The following is an 11397-nucleotide window of genomic DNA, read 5'->3' on the forward strand; positions in this document are numbered from 1 at the left end:
GTACCCCGCAAGGCGCGGCGGCTCAGTTGGCAAGGCCGAACTGGATCTCGATCTCCTCGACTGTCCGGGACAAGAAGGCTGCGCATGGCGCGGCCGGCGGCCCTGTGACAGTTCCTTCCGCGGGGCCAAGTCCGTTTGGGCGTCCGCCCGTTTCACCCGCGCATTGGTATATGAAGCAGAACGAATATTCCAACGTGAAAAATCTGCGGATTCCTCGTTCTATTTTCTCTTGCGGGTTCGTTATCGTTCGTTTTTAATCGGCGCACTTTCGCTACGAAAGTCAGGCGCGTCTGATTGAGGAGAGTCAAACGCGGCTGAACATTGTGACTTGTCGTCTTAACAATGGGAGGAACCGCCATGAGAGTTTTGAAATGGACCCTTGCGGCCACATCTGCGCTTTCGATCTTTGCCGCCTCGAGTGCCTTCGCGGCGACGGAACTCGCCTGGTGGCATGCAATGACTGGCGCCAACAACGAAACCGTTGAACGGCTTGCCAAGGAGTTCAACGAAAGCCAGTCGGAATACAAGGTCGTCCCCGTCTTCAAGGGGACCTACGCCGAAACGCTGAATGCCGGCATCGCGGCATTCCGTTCGAAGCAGGCTCCGGCCATCCTGCAGGTATTTGATGCCGGCAGCGGCGTGATGCTGGGCGCCGAAGGCGCCGTGGTGCCGGTGGTGGACGTGCTTCAGAAGGGTGGCTACGAGTTCAACAAGGATCAATACCTGCCGGGTATCGTCGCCTACTACTCCAAGTCGGACGGCACCATGCTGTCCTTCCCCTTCAATTCGTCTTCCCCGATCCTCTATTACAACAAGGACGCCTTCACCAAGGCCGGCATCGATGCGGCCAAGCCGCCGGCCACATGGCCTGAGGTCTTCGAAGCGGCGAAGAAGATCAAGGCAAGCGGGGCGGCCAATTGTGGCTTCACCTCGACCTGGCTGACCTGGATCCAGACCGAAAACTTCGCCGCCTGGAACAACGTGCCCTACGGCACGAACGAAAACGGCCTTGCCGGCCTCGAAGTCGAACTGAAGATCGACGCCCCGCTCTTCGTCGAGCACTTCCAGTCGATTGCCGACCTCGCCAAGGACGGCACCTTCCGCTACGGCGGCCGTACCTCGGAAGCAAAGCAACTCTTCATGTCGGGCGAGTGCGCGATCCTGACCGAGTCCTCCGGTGGTCTCGGCGACATCGTCAAGTCGGGCGTCAACTATGGCGTCGGCGAGCTTCCCTATTATGAAGGCCATGGCCCGCAGAATACGATACCAGGCGGTGCAAGTCTCTGGGTCTTTGCCGGCAAGAGCGACGCTGAATACAAGGGCGTGGCCGAGTTCTTCCATTTCCTGTCGAAAACGGAAACCCAGGCTCAGCTTCACCAGGTCTCGGGCTACCTGCCGGTCACGCTTGCTGCCTATGAAGAAACCAAGAAGTCCGGTTTCTATGAAAAGAACCCGGGCCGCGAAACGCCGATCAAGCAGATGATGGGCAAGGCGCCGACCGAAAATTCGAAGGGCGTTCGTCTCGTCAACCTGCCGCAGGTTCGCGACATCCTGAACGAAGAGTTCGAAGCGATGCTTGCCGGCCAGAAGGACGCAAAGACGGCGCTGAGCGAAGGTGTGGTAAAGGCAAACGCAGCGATCAAGACTGCAATCGGGAACTGATCCTCTAGACGAAATGTCCGCACCGCACCGCGGTGCGGACTGGTTTTCCTTGGAGGGGAGGTTTCATGCAGTCCGTCGTGTTTCCAAACAAGGTGCTGCCGTATCTTCTGCTGGCGCCTCAGATCGTCCTGACGGTCATCTTCTTCTTTTGGCCGGCGAGCCAGGCGCTCTACCAATCGGTCTTGCGCGAAGATCCGTTCGGCCTGAAATCCGGCTTTGTCGGCCTTGCCAATTTCCGGGCGATCCTCGCCAATCCGGACTATCTGCATTCGCTGAAGGTCACGGTGGTCTTCAGCCTCGCAACAGCGCTGTTGTCGATGGCTCTCGCGCTGCTGTTGGCGACGGCCGCCGATCGTGTGGTGCGCGGGCGCAACGTCTATCGCACGCTTCTGATCTGGCCCTATGCGGTCGCGCCGGCCGTAGCCGGCATGCTGTGGCTGTTCATGTTCAATCCGGCGATGGGGACCTTTTCCTACATTCTGCGCCGGAACGGCTTTGCGTGGGATCCGCTGCTCAACGGCAACCAGGCGATGTTGCTGGTGATCGTCGCCGCGGCCTGGAAGCAGATCAGCTACAACTTCCTCTTCTTCGTTGCCGGCCTGCAGGCAATCCCGAAATCGTTGATCGAAGCGGCGGCAATCGACGGTGCTCGCGGAACCAAACGGTTCTGGACGATCGTCTTCCCTCTGCTCGCGCCGACGACGTTCTTTCTCCTCGTCGTCAACACCGTCTACGCGTTCTTCGACACCTTCGGCATCATTCACGCGGTCACCGGTGGTGGTCCGGCCAAGGCGACCGAGACGCTTGTCTACAAGGTTTACAATGACGGTTTCGTCAATCTTGACCTCGGCAGTTCAGCGGCCCAATCCGTGATCCTGATGATCATCGTGATCGCGCTGACGGCCTTCCAGTTCCGCTTCGTCGAGAAGCGGGTCCACTATTCGTGAGACGCCGATGATCGAGAACCGTCCCATATCAACCCTGATCAGCCACCTGGTGCTCGTGATCGGGATCATCATCGTCGCGCTGCCGATCTACTACACCTTCGTCGCCTCCACGCACACTTCGATCGAGATCGTGCGCCCACCCATGTCGCTGGCGGTCGGGGATCATCTCGTCGAGAACTACCGGGAGGCGGTGGGCGGTGGCGTCGAGCGCGTAGTCGGCGTCAGTCTCGAGCGCCTCTTGTTCAATTCGACGGTGGTTGCGATCGCGATTGCCGTCGGCAAGATCGTGATCTCCTTCCTCTCCGCCTTCGCGATCGTCTTCTTCCGCTTCCCGCTGAAGATGCTGTTCTTCTGGATGATTTTCATCACCCTGATGCTGCCGGTCGAAGTGCGCATCCTGCCGACCTACAAGGTGATCGTCGACCTCGGTCTGATCGACACCTATGCCGGACTGACGCTGCCACTGATGGCTTCGGCAACGGCGACGTTCCTTTTTCGCCAATTCTTCCTGACGATACCGGGCGAACTGGTGGAAGCTGCGCGCATCGACAATGCCGGTCCGTTCCGCTTCATGCGGGATATCCTGCTGCCGCTGTCGGCAACGAACATCGCGGCACTCTTCGTCATTCTCTTCATCTACGGCTGGACCCAGTATCTCTGGCCGCTGCTCGTCACCAACGACGCAAAGATGAACACGATCATCATCGGGCTTAGGCGAATGATCGATTTCACCGACGCTTCTACTCCTTGGAACTATGTCATGGTGACCGCAATCCTTGCGATCATTCCCCCTATTCTCGTCGTGGTGCTGATGCAGCGCTGGTTCGTCAAAGGCCTTGTGGAGACAGAAAAGTAATGGCTGAGATTACGCTGAAAGACGTCCGCAAGAGCTACGGTCCGGTCGACGCGATCAAGGGCGTTTCGCTCGACATCTTGGACGGTGAGTTCGTCGTCCTGGTCGGCCCGTCGGGCTGTGGCAAGTCCACGCTTCTGCGCATGATCGCCGGCCTCGAGAGCATCACCGGCGGCGATATCCTGATCGGCGGGCGCCAGGTCAACGATGTCGAACCGGCGGAGCGCGACATTGCGATGGTGTTCCAGAACTACGCGCTCTATCCGCACATGACGGTGCGGCAGAACCTCGCCTATGGCCTCAAGAACCGGAAGACGCCGCCAGCCGAGATCGAGCGGCGCATCGCCGCTGCGGCTAAGACGCTTGAGATCGAGCCCTATCTCGACCGCAAGCCGCGGCAGCTTTCGGGCGGCCAGCGCCAGCGCGTTGCCATGGGGCGGGCCATCGTTCGCCAACCCGCCGCCTTCCTCTTCGACGAGCCTCTCTCGAACCTCGACGCCAAGTTGCGCGGCCAGATGCGTATCGAGATCAAGCGGCTCCAGCGCTCCCTTGGTACGACGAGCGTCTATGTCACGCATGATCAGATGGAGGCGATGACGCTTGCCGATCGGCTTGTCGTCGTCAGCGCCGGCCGCATCGAACAGGTCGGCACGCCCCTTGAACTGTACGAAAGACCCGCAACCACTTTCGTTGCCACCTTCATCGGCTCCCCCTCGATGAACCTGCTGCACGGCAAGCATGCCTCGGCGGGATGGTCGCTCGCCCCGCAAGTGGCGCGTCCCGACGGCGACTTTACGCTCGGCGTCCGTCCCGAAGATCTTTCGCTGATCTCGGCTGGGGCTCCGGCCCCGGCCTTCGAGGCGACGGTCCGCATCGACGGCATCGAACTGGTCGGTGCGGAAAGCCTGCTGCACGGCAGGCTCGACAACGGCACCGATCTGATCTTTCGCGTTTCCGGCCGGGCCCGCAACGCGATCGGCGACCAGGTGAAAGTTGGGGCAAGCGCCGAAGCTCTGCACATGTTCGATGCGAACGGCCAGCGGTGCGGCTGAGGCCGCATTTCGAGCGCACCTTCCTGCCGAAGGCGCACGACCCGTTTAAGAGGGGCGGGACACTGTTCGCTGATCCGCACCCAACAAGCAGTCTGCGCGGGCAGAACGGCGCTTAGACGGAAAGAACGTGCGGTTTCGCGCTGACGCGCGGCAACATTATCTCAGAAGCCCGCAATTTCGAGCAAACAAATATCTATAAAATCTATGGAATTTATACGTTAATAGTCCTGTTGGCTCGCCAGGAGGATACCATGCCCAAAACCGAATCCAATCCCATTACGCTCGGAACCCGCGCCCCGGACTTCATCTTGCCCGATGCCGACGGCAACCTGTTCACGCTGGCCGAGTTCAAGGACAGCCCGGCGCTGCTCGTCGCCTTCATCTCCAACCGATGCCCATTCGTGGTGTTGATCCGTGAAGCGCTGGCGCAATTTGCACGCGACCATGCCGCGCAGGGGCTTGCGGTCGTCGCCATCAACAGCAACGACGCCGAAGCGCATCCGGAAGAAGCGCTGGAACGGATCGGTGTTGAGGCGAAGACCTACGGATACGGCTTCCCCTATCTGAAGGACACTTCGCAGCGTGTCGCCAAGGCCTATGGTGCGGCCTGCACGCCGGATTTCTTCCTCTATGACCGTGATCGCAAGCTTGCCTATCACGGCCAGTTCGACGACGCGCGGCCCGGCAACGGCAAGGATGTGACGGGTGCGGATCTGCACGCGGCCGTCGAGGCCGTACTGAAGGGTGAGGTGGCCGACGCAGATCAGGTTCCCTCGATCGGCTGCAACATCAAATGGACAGCCGGCAACGAACCGTCCTGGTTCTCGACCGCCGCCTGATCTGCATTCACAAACGGCCGGTCGTCGCGCCGGCCGGCTCCTCCCTTTCCTATACCGGTACATCATGGCATCGCGTCGCAAGGAACCGCCCACCGAAGAGGGGCGACATATAGAAACGGATGTGTTGGTCGTCGGTGGCGGTCCTGCCGCCGCCTGGGCCGCGCTTTCGGCCGCCGAGACCGGCGCGCGCGTCGTATTGGCGGACAAGGGCTATCACGGCACGAGCGGAGCAACGGCTCCGTCCAATACGGGGACCTGGTGCGTGCCACCGGGAGAGGGGCGGGCGGCCTCGGTCGAACAGCGTTTCAAGCGCACGGCCGGCCTTGCCGACCGCCGCTGGATGTTGCGCGCGGCGGACCGGGCCTATGAAAACCTCCTGAAGCTCGTCGAATGGGGGTATCCCTTTCCGAGCGAAGAGGATGGCGGTCTCTACATCGCCAACTTGCGGGGCCCGGACTACATGCGGTTCATGCGCCAGCGCGTGCAGCAGGCCGGCGTCACCATCCTCGACCACCATCCGATCCTGGAACTGCTCGGCGACGAGCATCATGTCGGCGGGGCGGCTGGGCTCGCGCGCCGCAATGGTGCAAGCTTTTCCGTTTCGGCCGGCGCAGTCGTGCTCGCCACCGGCGGCTGCGCCTTCTTCGAACGCATCCTTGGCGGAACAGGCCTCACCGGTGACGGCTATCTCTTCGCCGCGGAGGCCGGCGCCTCCCTTTCCGGCATGGAGTTCACGGGCAAATACACGCTCGCACCGCACGGTTCCTCGCTGAACAAGGGGCTGCCCTTCCGTTGGGCGACCTTCTACCGGGAGAACGGCGAAGTGCTGCGGGACGCGCGCGGCGGGCCGGTGACGAACGGTATCGGCGGCGGCGAGCGGCAAGTGGCCGAGGCGCTGCTGTCCGGCCCGGTCTACGCCCGGCTCGATCTCGCCGAACCCGCCATGCAGGACTGGCTGCGTCGTGGCCAACCGAACTGTTTCCAGCCGTACGACCGCATGGGGATCAACCCGTTCGAGCAACTGTTTAGGGTCGAGCTCAAATACGAGGGCACGGTGCGTGGCACAGGCGGTATCCGCATCGTCTCCCCCGATTGTGGCACCGGCATTGCCGGGCTTTACGCTGCCGGTGACGCCGCGAGCCGCGAAAACGTGACAGGCGGGATTTCCGGCGGCGGCGCCATCAACGCCTCCTGGGCGATCGCCAGCGGCTGGTGGGCCGGTCATGGCGCTGCCGGCCACGCACGCAGCAGAAAGCACCGTGATATCGCGCGCTTGCGGCCGCTTGGTGCAACGGGTTTGCGCGGCGCGGGACAGCGCGAGGACGTCAATCTTGCCGCGGCCGCCCGCACCGTGCACGACGAGATCGTGCCGCTCGACAGGAGCTATTGGCGCAAGGCCGCTGCGCTGGAGACGAGCCGCCGCATTCTGGAAGGCGTGTGGGCCGGCCTCAACCAGGCGAAGCCCGCGGTCGGCATCGATCGTCTTCGCGCACGCGAGGTGGCGTCGGTTACGGCGAGCGCCCGTTGGACGGTCGCGGCTGCGCTCTTGCGCACGGAAAGTCGAGGTGTGCATCGCCGGAGCGACTTTCCGACCGAAGACGACGGGCAGGCAAGCCGCATCGTCGTCTCCGGCCTCGATCGGGTGAGGGCCGTGCGTGAAGATCTCGTGCTTGAAACGGCCAGGGAGGGTTGAGCGATGATCGAAGTCATCTCCGCCGACCGCTGCATCCGCTGCGACATCTGCGAACGGGTCTGCCCTGCCTTCGTCTTCGATCGCGACGAAACGGGCCTGCCGGTGATTGCCCGGCAAGACGACTGCCAGACCTGTTTCCTCTGCGAAATCTACTGTCCGACGGATGCACTCTACGTCGCCGAGGCGGCGCACGGACCGGTCGGCATTGCGGAGGCCGAGGTGCTGGAACGCGATCTTTTTGGCGCCTACGCCCGCTCGCTCGGCTGGAACCGCGGCCGCGCCGGCGGCGCGCAAGATGATCCGACCCGTCACATCCGCGTGGCGCAGGTTTGAAGGGAGTTCGACCATGGAACGCATAGCCGTCAGCGCGCTGCGCAAGACCTTTACGCTCAAACAGGGCCAGACCGTAACGGTCGACGGCGTCGCCTCCAACCGCATTGCGGTGCTGGATGGCGTCGATCTGACCATCAAACGCGGCGAATTCATCACCCTCGTCGGGCCGTCCGGCAGCGGCAAGTCGGTGCTGCTCGACGTCATCGCCGGATTGACCGAAGCGACCTCCGGCGTCGCCCGCATCGACGGCATCGAGGTCTCCAAGCCGCACGCCCGCACCGCCTATGTCTTCCAGCAATATGCGCTCTTCCCCTGGCGAACGGCGCTGCAGAACATCGAATATGCGCTGGAGGTGCGCGGTGTGCCGGCGGCGGAGCGCCGCGAGAAGGCACGTCATTTCCTGCATCTCTTTGGCCTCAAGGGCTTCGAAGACCGCTTCCCCTCGCAACTTTCCGGCGGCATGCAACAGCGCGTGGCAATCGCCCGAGCGCTCTCCACCGATCCGCAGGTGCTGCTGATGGACGAGCCGTTTGCGGCGCTTGACGCCCAGACGCGCGACATCCTGCAAAGCGAACTGTTGCGCATTTGGGAGCAGATCAAGACGACCGTCGTCTTTGTCACCCATTCGATCGACGAGGCGATCTACCTGGCCGACCGTGTGGTCGTCATGACCGCGCGCCCGGCGAGCGTCAAGGAAATCGTCGAGATTGACCTGCCGCGCCCGCGCGACCTCGATATCCGCAACAGCGCCGCCTTCAATACCTATCGCGGCCGCGTCTGGGAAAGCCTGCGTGACGAGGTCGTCAAGGCCCAGCGCGATTGGGCGCTCGCATCCAACTATGCCAACTAAGGGAGGATCCGATGAGTCTGATCGCCGACCGCAACCTGCCGCTCCGCAACACCTTTTCATCGCGCCGAAAGCGCGCGGCCGAGAAAGCGCCGACAGTCCTCGGTGAAACCTTTTCAACCATCACGTTGGGTCTGCCCGCACTCGTCGCCTTCGCTCTCCTCTGGGAGATCGCACCGCGTGCCGGCTGGATCAACGCGCTGTTCTTCCCGCCTCTGAGCCAGGTGCTCTCGGTGCTGTGGGAAATGATCGTCTCCGGTCAGCTCGCGGACCATATTGGCATCAGCCTTCAGCGCGCCGCGATCGGGTTCTCGCTTGCGGTCGTCGTCGCCGTGCCGCTCGGCTTTCTGATGGGCCGCTATCCGCTCTTCGAAAAGGCGTCAGACTTTTTGGTCCAGACCCTGCGCAATACCTCGCAATTCGCCCTGTTGCCGGTCTTCATCCTGCTGCTTGGCATCGGCGAGGCGTCGAAGATCGCCATCACCTTCTACGCGGCCGTCTTCTTCCTGCTGATCAACACCATCGTCGGCGTGAAGTCGGTGGATCCGCTGCTGGTGAAGGCGGCCCGTTCCATGGGGACATCGGACTGGGACCTCTTCAAGAAGGTCATTCTGCCCTCGGCCGTTCCCTCGATCGTCGCGGGCGCTCGGCTTGGCGTGAAGACCTCGCTCTTCTCCGTCATCGCCGCGGAGATGCTCGCGGCCCAATCCGGCATCGGTTACCTCATCCAGAACTCCTCGCTGATGCTGGAAACGGACCGGATGTATGCCGGCATCCTGACGCTGACGATCATCGGCCTTCTCCTGAACTACCTGCTCGTCGCCGGGGAACGGCGCGCCACCCGTTGGCGTGGCAACGCCGAAAGTGGACCGAACTGAGCCCTGCCTCTCTTCAAACGAACTCCCGAATTCGAAAGGATCCTTCCATGACATCCAATCCGCTCCGCCGGACGCTCCTGAAACTGGCGATCGCACTCTCGCTCCTGCCGGTCGCCGGTGCCGCGCCGGCCCTCGCTGGCGAGGCGAAGCCCGAGGTCATCCGCATCGGCTCCACCGCACCGGGCCACCTGAAATTCATCCTCTACCGGAACAAGAAGCTGCTGGAGGACGAGTTCGCCAAGGATGGCATCAAGATCGAGCTGACGACATTCGATGGCGGTTCGGCTGCCACCGTTGCGCTCGGTTCGGGGGCGATCGATTTCACCTATATCGGCAACAACCCGTCGCTTCGCCTTGCGGCGACCGGCGCCGACGTGAAGCTGATCGGCCTTTCGAGCTGGAACCGTTCGAATGAGACGCAGATTGTCGTCAAGCCGGAGTCTGCGATCCAGAAGATCGAGGACCTGAAGGGCAAGAAGGTCGCCTATCTCTCTGGTACGGTGCGTCACTCGACCTTCGCCAAGGCACTGAAAGCCGCAGGTCTTTCCCTCGCGGACGTAGAAAGCCTGAACCTCGGTATCGAAAGTTCCGGCCCGGCCCTGGCGCGAGGTGACGTCGACGCCATCGTGGAAAGCACCGGCCCGGTCCAGACGCTTGTTGAAAAGGGCGGAGCGCGGGTGATCTTCGACGCCGGCGTGTCGGGCAGCCCCGATTGGGCGGTTCCACATCTCCTCAGCGTCAACGGTGAATTCGCCCGCAAGTATCCCGAAATCGTGACGCGTCTGCTGGCTATCGATATCGCGACTGCCCGGTGGGCCGACGCCAACCCGGAGGAGACGACCGCGGTCTTTGTCAAGGAGACGGGCAGTAGTGACAAGGCAGTCCGCGCCACCTACCCGGATGGAAAATTCTTCCAGGACCCGGAAATCACAGACGCGGCGCTGAAGGCGCTTCAGGGTGAGGAGGCCTTCATGGCTGAGGCCGGACTGCTGAAGGGCAAGGTCAACTATGAGACCTGGATTGACCGCTCCTTCTACGAGGCGGCTCTAAAAAGGGTTGCTGCCAGCAACTGATCCTGTAGGTTCGGGCGGCGGCGCAGCTGCGTCTCCGCCCTCTCTTCTTCTAGAATGATGTCCTCCATTTCCTCTTCTCCGCTGCCATTTCACCGTACCCGCATCGTCCCGGCCGTCGTGGCCGTCGCTTTTTTCATGCAGATGCTCGACAGCACGATCATAGCGACGTCGCTGCCGGCCATGGCCGCGTCGTTCGCGACCGATGTGGTGACGCTTAACATCGGCTTTACCGCCTATCTTCTGGCGATGGCCGTGTTCATCCCACCGGCCGGCTGGCTCGCCGAGCGTTTTGGCGCGCGGGAAGTCTTTCTCGCTGCCATCGCGCTGTTCACGCTCGCCTCCGTTGCTTGCGGCTTTTCAGGATCGCTAGGCGAATTCACTGCCGCGCGGCTCTTCCAGGGCGCGTCCGCCGCGCTGATGACGCCGGTCGGACGTCAGCTCGTGCTGCGCGATGCGCCGAAGGCCGAACTGGTGCGGGCGATCGCCACCATCACCTGGCCGGCCCTGATCGCCCCCGTGATCGGCCCTCTGATCGGCGCATGGATCACCACCCATGCTGGCTGGGAATGGAACTTCTTCATCAATCTGCCGCTTGGCATTCTGGGTGTCGTGCTCGTCGCCTTCTTTGTGCCGCGCGCGCCGGCCGAGGGAGCGCGGCCCTTTGATTTAACCGGCTTCGTGCTGACCGGAGGCGCGCTCGCGCTGACCCTTGCCGGTCTGGAGCTTTCCAGTTCGTCGAGCGGGGGCGCCGGCGCGCTTGGTCTTCTGGCCGCCGGCCTTTTCTCCGGAATCTTTGCCGTCCGTCACCTTCGCCGCGCGTCGCATCCTCTGCTCGACATGGCGGTGCTGAAGATCCCGACTTTCGCCTTCGCGACGCTTTCGGCCGGCACGGCTGGGCGGCTTGCAGTCAACGCGACGCCATTCCTGTTGCCGCTGCTGTTCCAGGTCGGGCTGGGCTTCAATGCGGTCGAGACGGGTTCGCTGGTCTTCGTCTACTTCCTCGGCAACCTTCTGATGAAGAGCGTGACGACACCGGCGCTGCGTCTTTTCGGCTTCCGCACCTTGCTCGTCGTAAATGGCTTGATCGCCGCTGCGACGATCGGTGCCTTCGCTTTCGTCGACGCTGAGACCCCGCGCATCTTCATGTGGACGCTGCTGATTGCCTGCGGCCTTTCCCGATCGATGCAGTTCACGGCGCTGACGACAATCGCCTTTGCGGA

Annotated in this window: 12 protein-coding genes; all 12 read left to right on the forward strand. The window is 62.5% G+C overall.

The annotated features are described in order from the left end of the window. Positions 1–298 (forward strand): hypothetical protein (locus I8N66_RS32785; protein ID WP_291163298.1); only part of this gene is annotated, 298 nt, incomplete at its 5' end. A 59-nt stretch (positions 299–357) separates the two neighbouring features. Then, positions 358–1662, forward strand: a complete 1305-nt coding sequence (gene ugpB / locus I8N66_RS32790; RefSeq protein ID WP_223729332.1) for a sn-glycerol-3-phosphate ABC transporter substrate-binding protein UgpB — start codon at positions 358–360, stop codon at positions 1660–1662. A 65-nt stretch (positions 1663–1727) separates the two neighbouring features. Next, entirely contained in the window at positions 1728–2609 is an 882-nt protein-coding gene (ugpA, locus tag I8N66_RS32795) for a sn-glycerol-3-phosphate ABC transporter permease UgpA (protein WP_223729331.1), read from the forward strand. 7 nt (positions 2610–2616) lie between these two features. After that, positions 2617–3465 carry a sn-glycerol-3-phosphate ABC transporter permease UgpE gene (ugpE, locus tag I8N66_RS32800; RefSeq protein WP_291163301.1) on the forward strand — a complete coding sequence of 283 codons (849 nt, stop codon included), beginning with the start codon at positions 2617–2619 and terminating at the stop codon, positions 3463–3465. After that, positions 3465–4514: a sn-glycerol-3-phosphate import ATP-binding protein UgpC gene (locus I8N66_RS32805; RefSeq protein ID WP_291163303.1), complete on the forward strand. Its 1050-nt coding sequence runs from the start codon at positions 3465–3467 to the stop codon at positions 4512–4514. Before ugpE ends, I8N66_RS32805 begins: the two co-directional genes overlap by 1 nt. A 251-nt stretch (positions 4515–4765) precedes the next feature. Then, complete coding sequence (locus I8N66_RS32810) at positions 4766–5353, forward strand: thioredoxin family protein (RefSeq protein ID WP_291163305.1); 588 nt, start codon at positions 4766–4768, stop codon at positions 5351–5353. Positions 5354–5417: 64 nt separating this feature from the next. Then, positions 5418–7046 carry an FAD-binding protein gene (locus I8N66_RS32815; RefSeq protein WP_365888247.1) on the forward strand — a complete coding sequence of 543 codons (1629 nt, stop codon included), beginning with the start codon at positions 5418–5420 and terminating at the stop codon, positions 7044–7046. Positions 7047–7049: 3 nt separating this feature from the next. Continuing rightward, a complete protein-coding gene (locus I8N66_RS32820; protein ID WP_291163310.1) occupies positions 7050–7379 on the forward strand; it encodes a ferredoxin family protein in 330 nt (109 codons plus the stop codon). 13 nt (positions 7380–7392) lie between these two features. Then, complete coding sequence (locus I8N66_RS32825; protein ID WP_223729325.1) at positions 7393–8229, forward strand: ABC transporter ATP-binding protein; 837 nt, start codon at positions 7393–7395, stop codon at positions 8227–8229. 11 nt (positions 8230–8240) lie between these two features. Further along, positions 8241–9104 carry an ABC transporter permease gene (locus I8N66_RS32830; protein ID WP_223729324.1) on the forward strand — a complete coding sequence of 288 codons (864 nt, stop codon included), beginning with the start codon at positions 8241–8243 and terminating at the stop codon, positions 9102–9104. Positions 9105–9151: 47 nt separating this feature from the next. Next, entirely contained in the window at positions 9152–10177 is a 1026-nt protein-coding gene (locus I8N66_RS32835) for an aliphatic sulfonate ABC transporter substrate-binding protein (RefSeq protein ID WP_291163317.1), read from the forward strand. Positions 10178–10231: 54 nt separating this feature from the next. After that, positions 10232–11397, forward strand: a 1166-nt coding sequence (locus I8N66_RS32840; RefSeq protein WP_365888249.1) for an MFS transporter, incomplete at its 3' end; no start/stop codon positions are given.

Source organism: Ensifer sp. SSB1 (assembly GCF_016652895.1).
Classification (GTDB): Bacteria; Pseudomonadota; Alphaproteobacteria; order Rhizobiales; family Rhizobiaceae; genus Ensifer.

Bases quoted from the DNA above. Each gene is read 5' to 3' on its own strand.
- ugpB (WP_223729332.1), top strand. From the start codon at position 358: ATGAGAGTTTTGAAATGGACCCTTGCGGCCACATCTGCGCTTTCGATC.
- ugpA (WP_223729331.1), top strand. From the start codon at position 1,728: ATGCAGTCCGTCGTGTTTCCAAACAAGGTGCTGCCGTATCTTCTGCTG.
- ugpE (WP_291163301.1), top strand. From the start codon at position 2,617: ATGATCGAGAACCGTCCCATATCAACCCTGATCAGCCACCTGGTGCTC.
- I8N66_RS32805 (WP_291163303.1), top strand. From the start codon at position 3,465: ATGGCTGAGATTACGCTGAAAGACGTCCGCAAGAGCTACGGTCCGGTC.
- I8N66_RS32810 (WP_291163305.1), top strand. From the start codon at position 4,766: ATGCCCAAAACCGAATCCAATCCCATTACGCTCGGAACCCGCGCCCCG.
- I8N66_RS32815 (WP_365888247.1), top strand. From the start codon at position 5,418: ATGGCATCGCGTCGCAAGGAACCGCCCACCGAAGAGGGGCGACATATA.
- I8N66_RS32820 (WP_291163310.1), top strand. From the start codon at position 7,050: ATGATCGAAGTCATCTCCGCCGACCGCTGCATCCGCTGCGACATCTGC.
- I8N66_RS32825 (WP_223729325.1), top strand. From the start codon at position 7,393: ATGGAACGCATAGCCGTCAGCGCGCTGCGCAAGACCTTTACGCTCAAA.
- I8N66_RS32830 (WP_223729324.1), top strand. From the start codon at position 8,241: ATGAGTCTGATCGCCGACCGCAACCTGCCGCTCCGCAACACCTTTTCA.
- I8N66_RS32835 (WP_291163317.1), top strand. From the start codon at position 9,152: ATGACATCCAATCCGCTCCGCCGGACGCTCCTGAAACTGGCGATCGCA.